The 18,509-nt window shown below is 50.1% G+C and carries 20 protein-coding genes; 6 read left to right on the forward strand and 14 right to left on the reverse strand.

Annotated elements, in window-relative coordinates; translation table 11 throughout:
• The first annotated feature begins 130 nt into the window (after positions 1-130).
• Complete coding sequence (locus AC4GL5_RS12875) at positions 131-1,342, forward strand: ammonium transporter (RefSeq protein ID WP_490383231.1); 1,212 nt, start codon at positions 131-133, stop codon at positions 1,340-1,342.
• Between the two features lie 211 nt (positions 1,343-1,553).
• Positions 1,554-2,819, forward strand: coding sequence for a TIGR03862 family flavoprotein (locus AC4GL5_RS12880; protein ID WP_490383198.1), 1,266 nt, complete (start codon positions 1,554-1,556; stop codon positions 2,817-2,819).
• 96 nt (positions 2,820-2,915) lie between these two features.
• Here AC4GL5_RS12880 and AC4GL5_RS12885 read toward each other — a convergent pair whose 3' ends face one another.
• Positions 2,916-3,785, reverse strand: coding sequence for a peptidoglycan DD-metalloendopeptidase family protein (locus tag AC4GL5_RS12885; protein ID WP_490383199.1), 870 nt, complete (start codon positions 3,783-3,785; stop codon positions 2,916-2,918).
• A gap of 138 nt (positions 3,786-3,923) precedes the next feature.
• Positions 3,924-4,811 carry a LysR family transcriptional regulator gene (locus AC4GL5_RS12890; protein ID WP_490383200.1) on the reverse strand — a complete coding sequence of 296 codons (888 nt, stop codon included), beginning with the start codon at positions 4,809-4,811 and terminating at the stop codon, positions 3,924-3,926.
• A 221-nt stretch (positions 4,812-5,032) separates the two neighbouring features.
• Between AC4GL5_RS12890 and AC4GL5_RS12895 the strand changes: the two genes are divergently transcribed.
• The gene (locus AC4GL5_RS12895) at positions 5,033-5,806 is read left to right on the forward strand and encodes a ferredoxin--NADP reductase (RefSeq protein ID WP_490383201.1); all 774 of its coding nucleotides are present in this window, start codon (positions 5,033-5,035) and stop codon (positions 5,804-5,806) included.
• Positions 5,807-5,866: 60 nt separating this feature from the next.
• Here AC4GL5_RS12895 and AC4GL5_RS12900 read toward each other — a convergent pair whose 3' ends face one another.
• Entirely contained in the window at positions 5,867-6,082 is a 216-nt protein-coding gene (locus AC4GL5_RS12900; RefSeq protein WP_490383202.1) for an RNA-binding S4 domain-containing protein, read from the reverse strand.
• A gap of 27 nt (positions 6,083-6,109) precedes the next feature.
• Entirely contained in the window at positions 6,110-7,102 is a 993-nt protein-coding gene (locus AC4GL5_RS12905) for a formimidoylglutamase (protein WP_490383203.1), read from the reverse strand.
• A 266-nt stretch (positions 7,103-7,368) separates the two neighbouring features.
• On the opposite strand from AC4GL5_RS12905, the gene AC4GL5_RS12910 reads away from it, so the two are divergent.
• Positions 7,369-7,914: a DUF4240 domain-containing protein gene (locus AC4GL5_RS12910; RefSeq protein ID WP_490383204.1), complete on the forward strand. Its 546-nt coding sequence runs from the start codon at positions 7,369-7,371 to the stop codon at positions 7,912-7,914.
• A 105-nt stretch (positions 7,915-8,019) separates the two neighbouring features.
• Here the strand turns inward: AC4GL5_RS12910 and AC4GL5_RS12915 are convergent, their stop codons facing one another.
• Positions 8,020-8,259, reverse strand: coding sequence for a type II toxin-antitoxin system Phd/YefM family antitoxin (locus AC4GL5_RS12915; RefSeq protein ID WP_490383205.1), 240 nt, complete (start codon positions 8,257-8,259; stop codon positions 8,020-8,022).
• A gap of 380 nt (positions 8,260-8,639) precedes the next feature.
• Between AC4GL5_RS12915 and AC4GL5_RS12920 the strand changes: the two genes are divergently transcribed.
• The gene (locus tag AC4GL5_RS12920; RefSeq protein WP_490383206.1) at positions 8,640-9,161 is read left to right on the forward strand and encodes a hypothetical protein; all 522 of its coding nucleotides are present in this window, start codon (positions 8,640-8,642) and stop codon (positions 9,159-9,161) included.
• Positions 9,162-9,204: 43 nt separating this feature from the next.
• On the opposite strand, the gene AC4GL5_RS12925 is transcribed toward AC4GL5_RS12920, so the two are convergent.
• The 6 genes from AC4GL5_RS12925 to AC4GL5_RS12950 form a co-directional block, all read right to left on the reverse strand.
• Positions 9,205-9,576 (reverse strand): hypothetical protein, encoded by a 372-nt coding sequence (locus AC4GL5_RS12925; RefSeq protein ID WP_490383207.1) that lies wholly within the window; start codon positions 9,574-9,576, stop codon positions 9,205-9,207.
• Positions 9,577-9,767: 191 nt separating this feature from the next.
• Positions 9,768-10,517, reverse strand: coding sequence for an S-methyl-5'-thioinosine phosphorylase (locus tag AC4GL5_RS12930; protein ID WP_490383208.1), 750 nt, complete (start codon positions 10,515-10,517; stop codon positions 9,768-9,770).
• Between the two features lie 119 nt (positions 10,518-10,636).
• The gene (locus AC4GL5_RS12935; RefSeq protein WP_490383209.1) at positions 10,637-11,200 is read right to left on the reverse strand and encodes a hypoxanthine-guanine phosphoribosyltransferase; all 564 of its coding nucleotides are present in this window, start codon (positions 11,198-11,200) and stop codon (positions 10,637-10,639) included.
• Positions 11,201-11,309: 109 nt separating this feature from the next.
• Complete coding sequence (gene nagZ, locus AC4GL5_RS12940; protein ID WP_490383210.1) at positions 11,310-12,326, reverse strand: beta-N-acetylhexosaminidase; 1,017 nt, start codon at positions 12,324-12,326, stop codon at positions 11,310-11,312.
• Positions 12,327-12,451: 125 nt separating this feature from the next.
• Positions 12,452-12,979, reverse strand: coding sequence for a L,D-transpeptidase family protein (locus tag AC4GL5_RS12945; RefSeq protein WP_490383211.1), 528 nt, complete (start codon positions 12,977-12,979; stop codon positions 12,452-12,454).
• A 4-nt stretch (positions 12,980-12,983) separates the two neighbouring features.
• Positions 12,984-13,658: a TetR/AcrR family transcriptional regulator gene (locus AC4GL5_RS12950; protein ID WP_490383212.1), complete on the reverse strand. Its 675-nt coding sequence runs from the start codon at positions 13,656-13,658 to the stop codon at positions 12,984-12,986.
• Positions 13,659-14,039: 381 nt separating this feature from the next.
• Here AC4GL5_RS12950 and lexA point away from each other — a divergent pair, with 381 nt between their 5' ends.
• Positions 14,040-14,657 carry a transcriptional repressor LexA gene (gene lexA / locus AC4GL5_RS12955; RefSeq protein WP_490383213.1) on the forward strand — a complete coding sequence of 206 codons (618 nt, stop codon included), beginning with the start codon at positions 14,040-14,042 and terminating at the stop codon, positions 14,655-14,657.
• Positions 14,658-14,747: 90 nt separating this feature from the next.
• On the opposite strand, the gene AC4GL5_RS12960 is transcribed toward lexA, so the two are convergent.
• The 3 genes from AC4GL5_RS12960 to topA all read right to left on the reverse strand — a co-directional run bounded on the left by AC4GL5_RS12960 (position 14,748) and on the right by topA (position 18,326).
• On the reverse strand, positions 14,748-14,990 hold the full coding sequence (locus tag AC4GL5_RS12960) for a hypothetical protein (protein ID WP_490383214.1): 243 nt from the start codon (positions 14,988-14,990) through the stop codon (positions 14,748-14,750).
• Positions 14,991-15,039: 49 nt separating this feature from the next.
• Entirely contained in the window at positions 15,040-15,546 is a 507-nt protein-coding gene (locus AC4GL5_RS12965) for a DUF6586 family protein (RefSeq protein WP_490383215.1), read from the reverse strand.
• A 122-nt stretch (positions 15,547-15,668) separates the two neighbouring features.
• Complete coding sequence (gene topA / locus AC4GL5_RS12970) at positions 15,669-18,326, reverse strand: type I DNA topoisomerase (RefSeq protein WP_490383216.1); 2,658 nt, start codon at positions 18,324-18,326, stop codon at positions 15,669-15,671.
• Positions 18,327-18,509 lie beyond the last annotated feature (183 nt).

The following is an 18,509-nucleotide window of genomic DNA, read 5'->3' on the forward strand; positions in this document are numbered from 1 at the left end:
TATTTTAATAATCAAACCTAGCACTTATTGGCGCACGCGCAATGTTCATACTTTGTGCAACACAGACTCAAACCGCACCTTTTTGGTGCAAATACAAACAATTAAGGGGATGCCTGTGGACACCATTACCGTGAGTAGCGTTAACAGCGCTGTTGAAACACTGATGCAGGGAGCCAATACGCTTTTTATTCTGATCGGAGCCATTTTGGTTCTGGCCATGCATGCTGGCTTTGCCTTTCTGGAAGTCGGTACCGTTCGTAAAAAAAACCAGGTGAATGCACTGGTCAAAATTATGACCGACTTTGGCTTCTCGACGCTGGCCTACTTCTTTATTGGCTACTGGATCGCCTATGACATCACCTTCTTCAGCAGCGCAGAAGTGCTGGCAGAGGGCAACGGCTATGCGCTGGTGAAGTTCTTCTTCCTCCTGACCTTTGCAGCAGCGATTCCGGCGATTATCTCCGGTGGCGTGGCTGAGCGCGCGCGCTTCTACCCGATGCTGACCGCATCAGCCCTGATCGTCGGTCTGGTTTACCCGCTGTTTGAGGGTATGAGCTGGAACGGTAACTACGGCTTCCAGACCTGGCTGGAAAACAGCTTCGGTGCACCTTTCCATGACTTTGCCGGTTCCGTGGTTGTTCACGGTGTCGGTGGCTGGATCGCACTGGCGGCAGTACTGATTCTGGGTGCCCGTATGGGTCGCTACCGCAACGGTAAAGTGGTGGCGTTTGCACCGTCTAACATTCCGTTTCTGGCACTGGGTTCCTGGATTCTGACCGTGGGCTGGTTCGGCTTTAACGTCATGTCAGCACAGACCATCGATGGTATCAGCGGCCTTGTGGCGGTTAACTCTCTGATGGCAATGGTTGGCGGCATCATCACCTCCATGATTCTGGGCAAGAATGACCCGGGCTTTATTCATAACGGCCCTCTGGCCGGTCTGGTAGCAGTTTGTGCCGGTTCCGACATCATGCACCCTATGGGTGCGCTGATTACCGGCGGTATCGCAGGTGCCCTGTTCGTTGTGATGTTCACCATAGCGCAGAACAAATGGCCCCGCCTGGATGACGTACTGGGTGTCTGGCCTCTGCACGGCCTGTGTGGTGCCTGGGGTGGTATCGCAGCCGGTATCTTCGGTTTAGAAGCCCTGGGCGGTCTGGGTGGCGTAACGCTGGTATCTCAGCTGATCGGTACACTGGTGGGTATTGTTATCGCAACCGCTGGTGGCTTTATCGTCTACGGTCTGGTGCATAAGGTCGCCAATATCCGCCTTGATGATGAAGAAGAGTTTAACGGTGCCGACCTGAGTATCCATAAAATTGGAGCAACCAGCGATGACTGAGCATAAGCTATAGGTCAATCAGGCCAAGCTCTTTAGACCCATTACCAGACACCCGCCCTTCACCAGGCGGGTGTTTTGCTCTGCCCGCCTCTGCACCGCTTTTGCGGCTAAAAGATAAAGCAGAGGACAAAATTACTTCACTTCTTTAAAATCCTCCGCCCACTTATTACCCATAACCGAGAGTTTGATGTCTGCTTCTCCAGAAATGCCCATGACCGATACAAAACCGACGCCAGGATCTGTCTATCAGGCTGAAGGGGCAGTGATTATAGGCGGAGGTCCAGCGGGCCTAATGGCCGCACAGGTGCTTCTGGAACAAGGTATCAGCGTAGATCTTTTCGAGGCGATGCCCACGGTTGCCCGTAAATTTCTCTATGCTGGCAAAAGCGGTATGAATATCAGCCATGCGGAATCGACGGAAATCTTTCTGACCCGATACCGCACCAATTCAGTGCAAATCGCTCATCCCCACCTGATTAAAGCCGTCAAGTCCTTCGATAACACACGAGTGAAAAACTGGGTTGAGTCCCTGGGCATTGAAACCTTTGTCGGCTCTTCCGGACGGGTTTTCCCCATAGGCATGAAAGCAGCCCCCCTGCTTCGTAGCTGGTTACATTATCTGAAAGAACTTGGACTGAAACTTCACACCCGCTTTTACTGGAAGGGATGGCAGGACGAAACGCTCAGATTCAACACCCCCTCAGGAGTCGTTTTTGTACAGAGCAAAGCCTGTCTGCTCGCACTGGGCGGAGGCAGTTGGAAAAAGCTGGGTAGCGATGGCCTCTGGCAGAGCCAACTGCAGGATAAAGGAATAGCTCTGGCAGACCTGCACGCCAGTAACTGCGGCTTTCAGGTCGATTGGCCTGAAGCCTTCCGTGAAGAGTTTGCCGGTATCCCGTTAAAGGGCGTGCTCGTTTCCGCAACAAATCCTGCTGGAGATATCGTTAGCAAAAGCGGTGACCTGATGATCAGTAGTGAAGGTATCGAAGGCGGATTGGTCTATGGCGTTTCTGCCTCCCTGAGAGACCAGATCCTTCAACAGGGCAAGGCAAGGTTATTGATCGATCTTCTTCCGGCGCGCTCACAGGATGAGATCGAAAAAGCACTGAACAACCGAGGTAAACGCTCAGTCAGCCACTGTCTGAAACAACTAAAACTCAGCCCGGTCAAGCAAGCACTACTGAAACAGCTCACCGATAAAAATACCTTTCAGGATATCCGTCAGCTGGCGGCAACGATTAAAGCACTGCCGTTGGAACTGACCAAGACCCAGCCGATTGACAGGGCGATCAGCACTGCCGGAGGAGTTGTATTCGACCAACTGAATGAGCACCTGATGGCAACCGATCTGCCAGGGCTGTTTTTTGCTGGAGAGATGCTGGACTGGGAAGCACCAACAGGGGGTTATCTTTTGACAGCCTGTCTTGCCACAGGCTATCAGGCGGGCAAGGGTATTTCTGACTTTATTCGCTGTTAATAGCAGCTAAACACTACGACGAATACCCTGCCATAGAAAAACAGCCGCTGCTGGCAGGCAGAGGCTGTCCTATCATTCGTAAAAATCAGTAGCCGTTTATTTGTTCAGAAAGAGTGCCGGATCCACTCTCGCACCATTCAAAGTAACGGTCCAGTGCAGATGCGGGCCGGTAACACGCCCTGTAGCGCCAACTTCACCGAGTTTATCCCCTGCTGCAACTTTATCTCCAACCTTCAAAGCTTCAGTTGACGACAAGTGACAATACAAGGTCGTCAGACCCTGTCCATGATCAACAATAACGGTCTTACCATTGAAGTAGTAATCACCAATCGCCGCAATCTTTCCGTTAAGTGCCGATAAAACTGGTGTACCTGTTGGTGCGGCGATATCCATGCCACTGTGCGGTCTGCGGGCCTGGCCATTAAATACGCGACGCAAACCAAATGAACTGCTGATCCTGCCCTCTGTAGGCTGAACGACTTGTTCCGGCAGCGGGTAGATCACAGGCTTAAAGGTATCCATTGCCCCCCGGATCTCCGGTGTCTCACGGCGCACCCGTTTAAGCTGCGTCTCACTGAGGTTGACGTGCTTATTCTTAACCGTCAGACGCTGCTCCTGATATTTCTTGTCTGTAACCTGAAAACTCAGGGGCTTATCGCCTTCTTTCGTCCGCCAATAGGCGGAATAAGTACCCGCTTTCAGCGACAGAGGCAAGCCCACCCACGCATACCATTTACCGTCCTGCTGAGCGGTAAAGACACGGTCTTTCTGAAAAAAGACATGGGGTGGTGAATCTCCTCTTTGGGGTAACTCAATAACCGCAACACCACCGGGAACCCGGGAGTCTTCAGGGGTAAATCCGGCCTTGGCCCAACCGGAAAAGAGCAGGGCAACAATCAGCAACAGCGCCGGAGCAAGCAGCCGATAACGGGAAGAGCATTGATAAAATCCTGAGGCGTGCAACACAGATAAACTCCCTGAAAAAAATATGAGGCGGAATAACGCATAAACCAAATAACAACATCTGAAACGCGTACCGAGTGCCAGTGTGCCTCAGTCAAAAAATGAGTCAAGGCCGAGCCTTAAACCCGTATTAACAGTGACTTACTCAACACCCTCACGACACAGCTGTAACCAGCGACTGACACCGGCGCCACGATATTTCTGTTTATGCAGAATAAAGTAAAACAGGCGATGGGTATCCCGGTGAGGAACATCCAACGCGACCAGACTGCCACGGTTAAACGCATCCTGCAGGGTCACGCGGGACAAACATCCCAGCCCCATACCGGCTTCAACCGCTCGCTTGATCGCCTCGGTATGCTGAAGTTCAAGCTGCACGTTCAGCTCCGGCAGAATACCACTCATGATACGGTCAAAGGTCTGCCGGGTCCCCGAACCACTCTCCCTGAGAATCCAGCTTGCGGATTTCAGCGCCTGATCATCCAGTGGCTCACTGGCGGTTACCAGAGGGTGATCGGGAGAGGCAAAGACCACCAGCTCGTCTTCCCGCCAGGGAATCACTTCAAGTTCCGGATGCTGAATCTCCCCTTCCACCAGACCGATATCCAGTTCAAAGTTGAGCACTTTTCGCGCAATAGCGGCGGTGTTTTCAACATCCAGCTTCACTTTTGCATCGGGCTGATCGGCCATATACCGGGCCATGATATTAACCGCAAGATAGTTACCGATGCTCAACGTCGCGCCAACATTCAGGTTGCCCGGTTGCTTGTGCTGCTTCAGAGCGACTTCAAGTTCCAGCCCCTGCGCCAATAGCGACTCCGCTTTTGGTCGTATCAAGCGTCCCAATTCATTCAGCTGAAGCCGTTTGCCGACCCGATCAAACAGCTGGATATCAAACTGCTGCTCCAGTTCTTTGAGTGCACTACTGGCCGCAGACTGCGACATTGACAAAGACTGCGCTGCCTTTGTGATATTTTCAAAGTGGGCAGCCGCCAGAAAAACCTCCAACTGCCGAAGACTGTAGCGCATTGCAAACTCCAATCTGAATTATACTGAGCAAACAACGGTGTTCTTCAGTACTTTTATTTAAAGACCATCACATATAGACACAATTTATCAGAAAAACAGATAACTGAAATCAGAATAAACCATTTAGCCGATAGACCAGTCAGCCGATAGAATCCACGACATCACTCAATGCCCTGCTTTAACTCTTTAAAAGTCGACCCAAGGGCAATCCGGAGGACTCAATGTCAGCATTTATCAAAGAAGAGGTACTCAGTGTCCACCACTGGGATAACAATCTGTTCAGCTTCAAGACCAGCCGGGCTTCAACCCTGCGGTTTAAAAATGGCCATTTCATTATGATCGGTCTTGAAGTGGAAGGTCGTCCTCTGATGCGGGCCTACAGTATCGCCAGCGCCAACTACGAAGATCATCTGGAGTTCTTCAGCATCAAGGTTCCGGATGGCCCCTTAACTTCTCGACTACAAAACATTAAGCCGGGCGATAAGCTAACCCTGAGCAGCAAACCCACCGGGACACTGATTAATGACCATCTGCTGCCCGGAAAGAACCTGTATCTGATCAGTACCGGCACAGGGCTAGCTCCCTTTCTGAGTATCATTCGTGATCCTGAGATCTACGAGCAGTACGACAAGATCATTCTGACCCACGGCGTTCGCTACACCTCGGAACTGGCGTATCAGGATCTGATCGAAAAGGAGCTGCCAGAGCATGAGTACTTTGGCGATCTGATTCGGGAAAAACTGGTCTACTACCCAACTGTAACCCGGGAACCCTACAAAAATGAGGGGCGGTTGACGGATCTGATGCGAAGCGGCCAACTATTTAAGGATCTTAACCTTCCCGCTTTTGATCTGGAAAATGACCGTTTTATGATTTGCGGAGGGCCATCCATGCTGAAAGAAACGGTGGAAATTCTGCAAGAACAGGGCTTTAGCGAGGCGAAAAATAGCGCAGCGGGCCACTATGTGATTGAACGGGCCTTTGTTGAAAGCTAGAGTTCAATATAACCCCTGAACATCCCAGATGTTCAGGGGTTATTGGCTGGGCGTGACAAATCAGGAGATCAACACAACCTTCAGCTGTTCCTGATTGAATTCGATAACATCACCGGAAACAATTTTGCGGCGTTTTCGGGTCTCCACTTCACTATTGACTAACACGCAACCGTCCTCAATCACCTGCTTAGCTTCACCACCACTATTAACCAAGCTTTCGAATTTCAGAATCTTAAATAACTCAACCGGCTCACGGTTGATCAGAACATCTCTCATATCTGCCTCTAAGAAGATAAAACGGCATTATAACCGCGCCAGCTCAAATATCAGACCCGCTGCCAATCGGGCGGTTCGACCATCTGGATCTTCCAACGGATTACACTCAGAAATACCTGCTAATAAAACAGGGACCTCGGCTCTTCTGGCCTCATCCAAAATAAGTCTTAACATCCCCTGGCCTACCCGGGTCTCAACACCAAACACTGACGGTGCACTGACTCCGGGAGCGGCAGATACCGAAAAAAAATCCAGACTGATAGAGAGATACAGATAATCAAGACTGGCCAGAAACTGACTGACATCACGCCTAATTTCCGGGAAATCCAATGAGCGACATTCATCGCTAAGACGCCAAAGCACGCCGTATTCCTCTGCCCGCTCAAATTCATCTCCGGAGGTCGACTGTTCATCCACGCCCAAACAGAAGCAGGGAAAATCCAGGTTGTGCTCCTCGCAATAGCGGCCAATCTGATAAAAAACAGATAAAGCACTGGGCTGAGGCTCTGCATCCGCCAATGCCAATCTGGCCCCCAGACTGATTACGCCAATGGCAGCATCCGGCTGACCAACAGAAATATAGCGGGCTGCTCCCTGATAGCTGGCCCAAATCATCTCACGACCACCTCCCAAAACAATGGGCTGCAGGCCTGAACTTAAAAGATGTGCGATATGACCCGACAGTTGACTCTGAGCAATTATCAGCTGCTCCTCTTCGCACCAGATATCTCCGGCATCAAAGACATCCCTTTGCTGATGCCATGCCAGTTCAGATAGGGCTTTACGAATAACAAGCGGGCCATGGGCAGCCCCAGAACGGCCCGCATTGCGCTTAACGCCTTCATCCGAGGCAAAACCTATCAACGCCAAAGGCCTTAAACCCGAGCCTGACGCATCGTCGGGACGATAATCGCCCAACTCCTGAACCTGACCACTCCAAAACCTGTCTACCGAAATCACAGGCTGATCTCTGAGACGCTTTCTTCTCCAGAGGCTCATATCCGCATGTTTATAGGTCACTCTAAACTCCTTTACGCATTCCCTGAGGTTGCAGCACTTAACAAAGCTTAGAACAGCACAGGAAATAGCACCGGCTTATTCGCGATTTTGAGCAAAACTCTGGTATCAACCCCGTCTTATCAATTACAAAAACAAAGCCTGTCCAGTGATTCAGGTCATCAGATCGTATTCCCAAGGGCTCGGGCTGCGACTTTTTTGATCCCAGTCGCTCGCCCAATGTGCCATAACGTTATAATTCGACTGACTTAGACGCTTGAGACGCCCCCATGACAGAACAAGAATTCTGGGACATCATTAACCAGTCCCTACTACAAAATACCCCAGGCTCGGAAGGTCAATATCAGCATATTGCGAACACCTTGGCAGGTTTGTCCCCAGAGCAGTTAATCGCCTTTGAAAATCATCTTGCCCTTCAAAAGAATCGGGCATTCTGCTTCCCCGTTCTTATGGCGAACTTTATTCTCCAGAGCTATATCAACGATGATATCTTCGAGGACTTTCGTCTTTGGCTACTCTCTTTTGGTCAGGAAAAGTTTGAAGCTATTCTGGAAAACTCAGACCGCCTGGCAGAATTCAGTAACGTACAGGATCCTATTGAGGATATTACCGGGGAAGGTCTGGTCTTTGCCGCCCGGGAAGCCTACGAAGCCAAAACCGGTCAGGAAGATTTTCTGAAAAGGATCCAGGTGCCTGCGGACCCGGACATCAACTACCCCTGGCCGGAAGACCTCAACCAGCTGGAAGCCATGTTGCCAAATTTATTCAACAAGTATTGGGATAGCAACAGAACTTACGAGCTGGGTTCTGAATAGCGGCCACTTGGGGTTTGCGCTCATAAAAAAACGGCCTCATTTGAGGCCGTTTTCAGGTAATCAGGTTTAGGCAGATATAACATCAGAAGCCCGGAGCTAACCACATTAGTCGATATTTTCAGCCGTCAGATCAATTTCATCCTGCAAACCGGAGCGAATTGATTCCGCCATACCAGACATCGATACGACCTGTAAAATATCATTAATGGAGTTCCAATCCTCTTCGGAGATCATCACAGCACGTCCAATCTCACTCTCAATGACAATAGTACCGTGCTCCTGGACCGTCTGTTCTACCCATTGTTTTGGGTCACAAGCAAACTCTTCACTGGTTAACTTCATCATCTGTCAGCTCCCTCTTTCCTTTAAGGCTGCGCCTTCCGATCAGAACAATATCTCCTAGGCTAGGGAAAACCCTAGCGGGCAATTGTAGAAAAAAGACAAGACCTTTTCACCTATAATGCATAATTTATATGACTTTGATCACAATCCTGGAGCCCATCGACCAGCTCACTGAGTTAAAACGGCCTGGAAACACTTAATTTAAGCCGTGATTATCGTTTTGATGCGAATCAAGTACATATCTATAACCCGCTGAAATACGGGATTTTTCTAAAAATAAGCTCGTTTTTACTATGAAATACAGCCTATAATCTTTCTGCTCAGAATCCGTCTCACGGAATAGAGAACCCACTAAAACAACAGCAAGAGTGCAGGACCAGTCTATGAGTCGCCAATATATGACGCTAGGGTATTACCACGGCTTCAACCAAATGTTTCGCCCTACCTACGATATTTTCGACTGCGAAGGAAACCCCGTCTACGCGGATACGAAAGCCATTAAGCAACTGGTTGGAGATAAGGTTATTGCCGATCCCAATGACCGGGACGGACTGGAGAAACACCTGAGAGCTGAAGGGATTCTGCATGAACAGGGGCATCTGCTGGACGGCATCGCACTGGACCGTGCAAAACAGGAGCCGTTGTCGGTGGATATTCCCCCGATGGAAGATGAAAAGCGTTTCATCCTGGCTTGGAGCACACTGAACAAGATTCCTGTTCGTCGCGGTATGTCGACCCGCAGTGTAAAACTGCCGATTGGCGTATTTCCGGAAGGGACGCCCATCACCGATATCCGCCGGAAACTCATCCCTGCTTTTCCGGATTTTAATATCGAACAGGCTATTGAAGAAGGCGTCAACCTAATGCTGATCAAACGCCGTGAAGAACGTCTACAAAAGGGATAAAGCATCACATCGTGTTCGGGTGAACCGTGCCATGTCCGGCCAATCAGGCCGTGATCGCCTGAACACTTGCCATCGGCGCAGCCATTACTGACTTCCAGTCACTTTTTGAACCGGCCTTTTTCACACCCTCAGAACGCATACGCACCAACTCACCTTTCAGTGACAAACAGTGCATCTGTAACTTATCTGCCCGTTCAAGACGCGCGCAGGCGATAAAGTGATCCAGCGTATTAATAAAGAAGATCTCCGGATGACTCAGCTGACTCTGAACAATCAGAGCTTTCAGCGTCTCCTGTAAGCGTTTGGCTTCATGAAGAAGATGGGCTCGCAGAGACAGGGTCATCGCCTGCTCTTCAGTCTTGGATAGCTCATCGGAAAAACGTTCAAAAACCTGATTGATATAACTTTGTGTCATGGGACCACCTCAACAAATATTACAGGTCTTAACCTGTCGGTTTGTTTGCTTTGCTGAGGAAAAGACTAAAGGGATCAGATGACGCTTCTATGACCAATCATCGGTAATTTAATGACATAAAAAAGCGGATGGAGTGGTCTCATATCCGCTTATCTGAAGCGCTAAACACGGTAGGGTTTAAAAGACGGTTTCTAAAAAGCTTCTGGCTGGTAAGACGCCACAGAGGATGACAGAAGACTCAGCACCTTACCCATTCCCTGATGCAGGGCTGCTTCAATTTCGGCCATGGTGATAATTTCATCGGTCAGGCCTGCGGCCATATTCACCACCAGCGCCACACAGGCATAAGGCAGTTCAACTTCACGAGCCAGCGCCGCTTCCGGCATACCGGTCATACCGACTATATCACAACCATCGCGTTTCATGCGCTGAATCTCACCCGCGGTCTCAAGACGAGGCCCCTGAGTCGCACCATAGACGCCTTTATCCATCACCTTCAGCTGCAGGTTGGCAGCTTCTTTCAGCAGCAGCTGACGCAAAGGCTCATCGTAAGGCCAGCTGAAGTCAATATGCACCACTTCATCCAGGTTATCCGCAAAGAAGGTATGCTCACGGCCCCAGGTGTAATCAACAATCTGATCCGGGATCATCAGACCCGCAGGCTCACACTCAGGATGAATACCGCCGACGGCATTAACCGCAATAATCGCTGTTGCACCGGCATCTTTCAGCGCCTGAATATTCGCACGGTAATTAACCTTATGAGGCGGAATACGATGCGGATGGCCATGACGGGCCAGAAACAGCACCTCTTTACCCTCAATTGAGCCGGTCACAATCTCAGCTGACGGCTCCCCCCATTGGGTTGAGACCTGCTGACGGGAAACAACATTCAGACCTTCCATCTGAGTCAGGCCGGTACCACCGATAATTGCCAACATCTGTCTTATCCTAATGCTTACGTTCTGAGTGGCCGGTTCAGATTGCCTTACCACATCAGATCTGCTCAATCAAAAAAGCCGCTGCGGAACAGCGGCTTTTAAACGTACCCGGAACCGGATTACATGCCTTTTGGCGCGTAGATACCCGGTGCATTACGCAGGAAGCCCTGAAAATCCATGCCATAACCGAACAGGTAGCGGTCTTCCACTTCAAGACCGGTAAAGCTTGCGGTCATATCCGGACGCGCCTTACGGTCATGCAGTTTATCAACCAAAACAGCACTGTATACCGCTTTAGCACCCTGCTCCTGGCAATAATCAAGAATCGCCGCCAGCGTGTGGCCTTCATCCAGAATATCGTCAACGATCAGGACGGTACGGCCTTCCATATTCACTTCAGGCGGAACACGCCAGTATAGCTCACCACCGGTAGTTTCACCGCGATAACGGGTCGCGTGGATGTAATCCACTTCCAGCGGAAACTCAAGGCGGGTCAACAGATGGCCAGTGGTGATCAGACCACCATTCATTACACAGTAAACCACTGGCAGCTCATCACCCAATGTCTGAGTAATCTCATCAGCCATCTTATCCAGCGCTGAATCAACCTGCTCTTTAGTGCACAGGCAATCGGCTTCGGCAAAGACTTTTTTGATACGTTCCAGGTTATTTTCTACTGGCATTGTTTAGTTCCAATGATCTGTTTTGTGTCATAAATAATGAATCCCGGAGCCGAACCCTTTTTTACTCGGATACAGCACCGGGATAAATTCAGTTTAATGGCAGAATCGCTTAAACAAGCGCTTCCAGCTGATCCGCTACCCGGTTATATCGGGGATCAGCATCCAACGCATCCAGTGTCGGCCGGGAGAGAACACTCAGGGCAGACAGTCGTTGCTCTGAACGTGGAGAAAAATCAAAGTCTTTCAGGGCATCAATCACCTGAAGGGCACCGTCACGGTCATTACAGACCAGCACCATATCGCAACCGGCGCCAAGGGCCGCATGAGCACGGGCTGAATAGTCACCCGTTGCAGCAGCACCTGCCATACCCAGATCATCGCTGAAAATCACCCCTTTGAAGCCCAGCTGACGACGCAGAATATCTTTCAGCCAATACGGGGAGAAACCCGCAGGTTCCGGCGCAACTTTCTCGTAAATCACATGCGCTGGCATAACACCATCCAGTAACGGGCACAGTGCCGTGAAAGGCTTCAGACAGCTTTCATCAATCTCTGAGAAAGGGCGTACATCAACAGGCAGATCAACATGGGAGTCTGCGGCAACATAGCCATGGCCTGGGAAGTGCTTACCGATAGCCGGCATACCGGCTTCGTGCAGACCTTCAATCAGAGCATCCGCCAGACGGGTCACGATCTCAGGACGACCGGAGAAGGCACGGTCACCAATCACTTCGCTGTTGCCGTAATCCAGATCCAGAACCGGTGCAAACGTGAAATCCAGACCGTAGGCCAGCAGCTCAGATGCCATCAGCCAGCCGGTATCCCAGGCCAGTTCTAATGCCGACTCGGGATCCTTCATAAAGAGTTCACCCAGACGCGCCATCGGTGGAATGCGGGTAAAGCCATCACGGAAGCGCTGAACACGACCACCTTCATGATCCACTGCAATCAGGATTTCAGGGCGCAGCTCCCGAATGCTTCGGGTGAGATATTCCAGCTGAGAAGGGTCACGATAATTTCGTGCAAACAGAATAATACCGCCCACCAGTGGGTGTACGATCAGTTCGCGCTCATCACTGGTCAGCTCATAGCCTTCCAGATCAAGCATAATTGGCCCGTGGGTCATAGCGACATTATCCTGTGACAGAGAAATGAATAAACCGCGAAATTTAACAGAGAACCGGAAAGAAAAAAACCTCCGGCACTTTGCTGAAGGTCATAAGATCTGAAATTAGAGGATAAAAATTTAAATCAACCGATATAAACCGCTGTATATACGGCAACATCTTCAAATAGCAGAATAATATCCTGCATACGCAATCTTATGCAGCCATGGGAGAGAGGTTGTCCCATCGGCTCACTGTCCGGCGTTCCATGGAAGTAGATATACCGACGCATCGTATCCCGGTTACCGCCACGATTGCGCCCGGTCTCAAGGCCGCTCAGCCAGAGAATACGCCCCAGAATCCAGTCACGCTCAGGAAAAGCCTCACCCAGTTCAGGTGTATAACACTCTCCGGTCCAGCGACGCCCGCGATATACGGCATTCGCAGGGTTTCCGGCACCGATTTTGGCGCGTACAGTGTGCCAGCCCAATGGCGTGCAACCACTGCCCTCTTCCTCACCGACACCGTTTAAAGCGGTAGAAACGGGAAAGCAGAGCTCAAACTCTGCTTTTCGGATCACATAAACCTGCTGACGCTCAATATCAACCTGAAGCCAGTGTCCCTCCGGGGCAAATTGCTGCCAGTCTGGTGCCAGTTCCGGTTTTATCGCCACCAACTCAGCCCTCTCCGGAAGCCGGATCAGACACTGCCAAATCAGGAATCGGTGCAGACATACCTGCCGAAACAAACGGAATCAGGCGCTGAACCACGTCACGAACACGGGTTTGCTCGTTGAAATCCTGTTCAGCAATGTCTTTAAGGGCATCAAGACTGGACATGGTGAAAACCGCAGAGCCCAGCATAAAGTGCAGACGCCAGAAGCGCTCAACATCCGGCAGATCACTGGAAGCATTGCGCACCATCGCGGTAAAACGATAGAAGACACTGCCGTACTGTTCCTGCAGATAACGCCGCATATGCCCCTGCGCCTGAGTGTAAGCAAGCCCTAACAGGCGCATAAATACGGAAAGACCGTTACGGGTAGGACTTGGCATGGTGATCACCGTTGTCGTCAACGTCTCCAGTACCGCATTGAGGGGAATATCTTCACCCTTATGACGACTCTCAAGCAGATCCATCTCTTCATTAAAGCGCTCGGAAAAAGGATCCAGATAACGGGCGAACACCGCCTGAATCAGCGCTTTTTTTGAACCAAAGTGATAGTTAACAGCCGCAAGATTTACTTTGGCTTTACTGGTAATAGTACGCAGTGAGGTTTCAGCAAAACCTTTCTCTGCAAACAACATTTCGGCGGTATCCAGGATACGGCTGACGGTATCTAATTGAGCCATGCTCACCTCTGTCGATCACTTTTCTGCGGCATAGCTAACTTAATGCGTTGTGGAGAAAGCGGCACGCCCTCTCCAGCCTTTAAGCTAACCAACAAGCAACTATCAAACGAATGTTTGAAACATAAATACAATTGTCAACAAAGTCAAGAAACTAGGCAGATCCAGCGCCAACGAGATCACAAAAAAAGTGAAACGCTGTTTTAAAACACAACAAACCTATCCAAACATTCCCAGCACCTTCTTTCCAGCCAAAACGTCAACCATCACTGATCACCATCTATTAAAGATTCCTTACAAAAATCCCTATAAGGGCAGACAAAAGCCAATTTTTGTGTAAACTGTATGCAAGTACACGCTGTATAAAATGACAGATGAGACATCATGACTAAATTGACCAAGCGCCAGCAGGAAGTACTCGACTTCATTACGTCACATATGGAGTCCACCGGTTATCCACCAACACGGGCAGAAATTGCCCGGGCATTGGGTTTTCGCTCTCCTAATGCGGCGGAAGAACACCTCCGCGCACTGGCTCGCAAGGGTGCCATCGAGATGATTCCCGGCACCTCCAGAGGCATCAAACTGCCGTCACAATCTGCCCAGGGCCTACCCGTTATAGGACAGGTTGCAGCGGGCAGCCCGATTCTTGCTCAGGAACACATCGACAGCTATTCCGGTGTTAACGCAGACTTCTTTCGCCCTAAAGCACACTACATGCTTCGGGTAAAAGGTCTCAGTATGAAGGATATCGGTATTATGGATGGCGACCTGCTGGCCGTTCATCAGACCAGCGACATCCGTAACGGTCAGATTGTGATCGCCCGTATTGGTGATGAGGTGACCGTTAAGCGCTTCAAGCAGGAAGGCAATCTGGTTTACCTGATCGCTGAGAACGAAGAGTTTGAGCCTATTGTGGTCGATCTGGAAACAGAGTCCCTCGCCATTGAAGGTATAGGTGTCGGCATCATTCGTGGCGGCTATGGTCAGGGCCTTCAATAAGATCGAAGTTAACTTAAAAGCCATGCCATCAAAAATAAAAAAGCAGCCCTAAGGCTGCTTTTTTATTATAAAGCGAAGAGAATATAACCCTCAGTGAATAACGGCATCCTCACTCGGGCCGTCTTCATCCTCCTCTCCCCACAAGCGATTATCCTGAATCGCCTTATCGATCATCTCGCGGGCGATATCAAAGCTTGCGCCACGCAGATGCTCAACAATCTCAGGTGCAAAACGGATACGCACCAGGGGCTCACCCTGATGATCATCTGCAGACTGCAGAATAACATCACCATCAGCAAGCTCAACAATTTCAAGATACGGACTATCAGACAAGGTGATTACCTCTTAAAAAAATTCGATGTGACTAAGCATCCTGCTTGAATCAAAATTCCTGCATGGTCTGGCGCAGATCGCGAATAAACGCCTGCAGACTTTCCAACCATGAATTGAGCTGTTGCTGCTCCGATACAGAATCACTAACCAGAGGGATTAACCGGTCAGCAGAAGTATCATGAACGGTTTCCACCTGTTTTAACTCAGGCAACCAACAGTCTCTATAACGTCGGTTCAACTGACTCAACCAACTGAAACTGTCTTTTTCCAGTTCCAGAATACGAGCCAGATGAGGAATCACACGTCCTTGGTCTTCAGCAGCTCGCTGAAGATCAGCCGCCGTTTTCCATTCCCCTTGCGGTATACGGGCTGTTTCGGAAATCTCATAAAGCAGAGCCTGAATCGCTCCCTGAAGATGAAAAACAACCGCATCGGCATGGGCAGATATAAAGGCTGGCCGGATCAAATCGTCTTGCTGATCAACCTGATCAAAATGCTGTAACAGTAACCGCGCAGAGTAGAGTTTCTGCATGGTTCGAGAAGCAAAGGATGCCATATAAAACAACCGCCCAGAATAGAGAATAGCTAACAGACAGCAGAACGCTAAAAGGCCGGTCTTAACCGGCCTTTTAGTCGCTGCTTTCGCACACAGTTTAGCTTAAATTCACAGGATGTGAACTAGCTTTTAGCACTTTTTCGGGTAGCTTTTTTCTTCTCGTGGCTAACCCATTGACCACCTTCATAAAATGCCTGCCAGCCGGTTGCCTTACCTTCAACTTCGGTCATCAGGTATTGCTCTTTATTCTTCCGGCTGTAACGAATCACCGTTGGATTACCGTCGGGATCGTGGGTTGGCCCTTCCATCAGGAAGTTATATTTCGGGTCGATTTCCGCTTTATGCGGCAGAATTTCTACCAGCTGTGGCGGACGAGTTTCACGGTTTTTCGGGAACTGACTGGCCGCCAGGAAAAGCCCGGATGCACCATCACGCAGTACGTAGTGATCTTCCACTTTCTGGCAAGCCAGCTCCGGCATAGGCACCGGGTCCATCTTAGGCGGTGCAGCTTCACCGTTTTTCAGTAGTTTGCGGGTATTTTTACAGTTCTCATTGGTGCAACCAAAGTACTTACCAAAACGGCCGTTCTTCAACTGCATCTCAGAGCCGCACTTATCACATTCAAGCACAGGGCCATCGTAACCCTTGATCTTGAACTCACCCTGCTCTACTTCATAACCGGTGCAGTCCGGATTATTACCACAAACATGCAACTTGCGCTGCTCATCGATCAGGTAACTTTCCATCGCCGTGCCACACTTGGAACAACGATGCTTAGCCCTAAGCGCCTGTGTTTCAGCCTCATCGTCAGCATCGGCACTGATCGCCTCTTCACCAGGGGTGAGATTGATCGTAGTTTTGCAGCGCTCTTTAGGCGGCAGTGAATATCCGGAGCAACCCAGGAAAACACCAGTACTTGCCGTACGGATCTGCATCGGGCGACCACAGCTCGGGCAGGAAATAGAGGTTTCTACAGCCTGATTCGGACGCATCCCACCCTCTTCAGACTCTGCCTTGGCCAATTGCTGACTGAAATCTTTGTAGAAGCTGTTCAGCAGATTTTTCCAGTCATTTTTGCCTTCAGCAACATCATCCAGCGATTCTTCCATTCGCGCTGTAAAGCTGAAGTCCATCAGATCACTGAAGCTCTCACTCAGACGATCCGTGACGATATCACCCATTTTTTCCGCATAGAAGCGGCGGTTTTCCAGGCGCACATAACCGCGATCCTGAATGGTCGAGATGATAGACGCATAGGTTGAAGGACGGCCAATACCGCGTTTTTCCAGCTCTTTTACCAGGCTCGCTTCCGTAAAACGTGCCACCGGCTTGGTAAAGTGCTGTTTCGGCAGCAGTTGCTCAAGGGTCAACAGATCACCGACTTTCAGATCCGGCAGCGACTGATCTTCATCTTTCTTGCTGTTAGACGGCATCACTCGGGTAAAACCATCAAACTGCATCACACGCCCACGGGCACGCAGCTCAAAGTTACCCGCTTCAACCACCAGAGAGGTGCTCATATACTCTGCCGGCACCATCTGACAGGCCACAAACTGACGCCAGATCAGCTCGTACAAACGCTCGGCGTCACGCTCCATCGCTTTCAGATCAGTGGAAGAGCGGTTCACATCAGAAGGACGAATCGCTTCGTGCGCTTCCTGAGCCCCTTCTTTGCTGCTGTAACTGTTTGGCGCTTCCGGCAGGTACTTCTTACCGAAACTCTCGGAGATGTAATCACGACAGCTCTCCACCGCTTCCTTACTCAGGTTGGTGGAGTCGGTACGCATATAAGTGATATAACCCGCCTCGTACAAACGCTGAGCCAGCATCATGGTTTTCTTAACACTAAAACCTAAACGAGTGCTCGCAGCCTGCTGCAGAGTAGAAGTGATATAAGGCGCAGTCGGCTTAGTTTTAGTTGGCTTGTCTTCACGCTTAGCGACAGTAAAAGCCGCTGCATTCAGCTGAGCCAATGCCTGATCAGTTTGCTCTTTACTGGTCGGGCGGAAGCCTTTGCCATTCTCCTTGGTCACCTCACACTGAAACGGCATTTTGCCGTCTCGGTTAAGATCCGCGTGCACATCCCAATACTCTTCAGGAACAAACGCACGAATCTCGCGCTCACGTTCAACAATCAGGCGAACAGCAACGGACTGTACACGACCGGCCGAAAGGCCACGGGCAACTTTGGCCCACAACAGAGGTGATACCATGTAGCCCACAACACGATCCAGAAAGCGACGTGCCTGCTGAGCGTTAACACGGCTCATATCAAGGCGACCCGGCTCTTTAAACGCATCCTGAATCGCATTCTTGGTAATTTCGTTGAACACAACGCGGTGATAACGCTCGTCGTCACCACCAATGGTTTCCCGCAGGTGCCAGGCAATCGCCTCCCCCTCGCGGTCCAAATCCGTTGCGAGATAAATCTGATCAGCATCGGCGGCCAGTTTTTGCAATTCAGAAACGACCTTCTCTTTACCGGGCAGGATCTTATAGTGAGCCTCCCAGTCATGCTCCGGATCAATACCCATTCGGGTGATCAGCTGCTCACGGGCTTTACGCTTCTTATGAACCGCTTTTTCTTCTGGACTCATCTTGCGTGTAATCGCGGCCGCTTTGGCCCGCGCTTTCGCATCAACAGGCTCTTTAGCGCCACCACTGGTTGGCAGATCACGAATATGGCCCACACTGGACTTTACAATGAAGTCTTTGCCCAGGTACTTGTTGATCGTTTTAGCCTTCGCAGGAGACTCGACGATAACTAGTGCTTTTCCCATTGAGAGCGTCTCTTTATCTAAGGCTGTTGAGAAACAGTTTGATCAAAGAAATTTATACTGTTGGCAAAATCTGTTCGGCCATTAAACCGGCCGCTTATATCTGCTAACAAAAAGCCAACGTACAAAAAGTTAAAAATATAACGACTATTCAAAATCCAACGACTACAAAAAAATAGATCGAAG

The sequence above is a fragment of the Oceanospirillum sp. genome (assembly GCF_982874595.1).

Excerpts from the sequence above, each read along its gene's own strand:
- AC4GL5_RS12925 (WP_490383207.1), bottom strand. The coding sequence starts at position 9,576 with ATGACACAAAGTTATATCAATCAGGTTTTTGAACGTTTTTCCGATGAG.
- AC4GL5_RS12900 (WP_490383202.1), bottom strand. The coding sequence starts at position 6,082 with ATGAGAGATGTTCTGATCAACCGTGAGCCGGTTGAGTTATTTAAGATT.
- lexA (WP_490383213.1), top strand. The coding sequence starts at position 14,040 with ATGACTAAATTGACCAAGCGCCAGCAGGAAGTACTCGACTTCATTACG.
- AC4GL5_RS12915 (WP_490383205.1), bottom strand. The coding sequence starts at position 8,259 with ATGATGAAGTTAACCAGTGAAGAGTTTGCTTGTGACCCAAAACAATGG.
- AC4GL5_RS12895 (WP_490383201.1), top strand. The coding sequence starts at position 5,033 with ATGTCAGCATTTATCAAAGAAGAGGTACTCAGTGTCCACCACTGGGAT.
- AC4GL5_RS12910 (WP_490383204.1), top strand. The coding sequence starts at position 7,369 with ATGACAGAACAAGAATTCTGGGACATCATTAACCAGTCCCTACTACAA.
- AC4GL5_RS12880 (WP_490383198.1), top strand. The coding sequence starts at position 1,554 with ATGACCGATACAAAACCGACGCCAGGATCTGTCTATCAGGCTGAAGGG.
- AC4GL5_RS12935 (WP_490383209.1), bottom strand. The coding sequence starts at position 11,200 with ATGCCAGTAGAAAATAACCTGGAACGTATCAAAAAAGTCTTTGCCGAA.
- nagZ (WP_490383210.1), bottom strand. The coding sequence starts at position 12,326 with ATGACCCACGGGCCAATTATGCTTGATCTGGAAGGCTATGAGCTGACC.
- AC4GL5_RS12930 (WP_490383208.1), bottom strand. The coding sequence starts at position 10,517 with ATGTTGGCAATTATCGGTGGTACCGGCCTGACTCAGATGGAAGGTCTG.
- AC4GL5_RS12950 (WP_490383212.1), bottom strand. The coding sequence starts at position 13,658 with ATGGCTCAATTAGATACCGTCAGCCGTATCCTGGATACCGCCGAAATG.
- AC4GL5_RS12890 (WP_490383200.1), bottom strand. The coding sequence starts at position 4,811 with ATGCGCTACAGTCTTCGGCAGTTGGAGGTTTTTCTGGCGGCTGCCCAC.
- topA (WP_490383216.1), bottom strand. The coding sequence starts at position 18,326 with ATGGGAAAAGCACTAGTTATCGTCGAGTCTCCTGCGAAGGCTAAAACG.
- AC4GL5_RS12920 (WP_490383206.1), top strand. The coding sequence starts at position 8,640 with ATGAGTCGCCAATATATGACGCTAGGGTATTACCACGGCTTCAACCAA.
- AC4GL5_RS12965 (WP_490383215.1), bottom strand. The coding sequence starts at position 15,546 with ATGGCATCCTTTGCTTCTCGAACCATGCAGAAACTCTACTCTGCGCGG.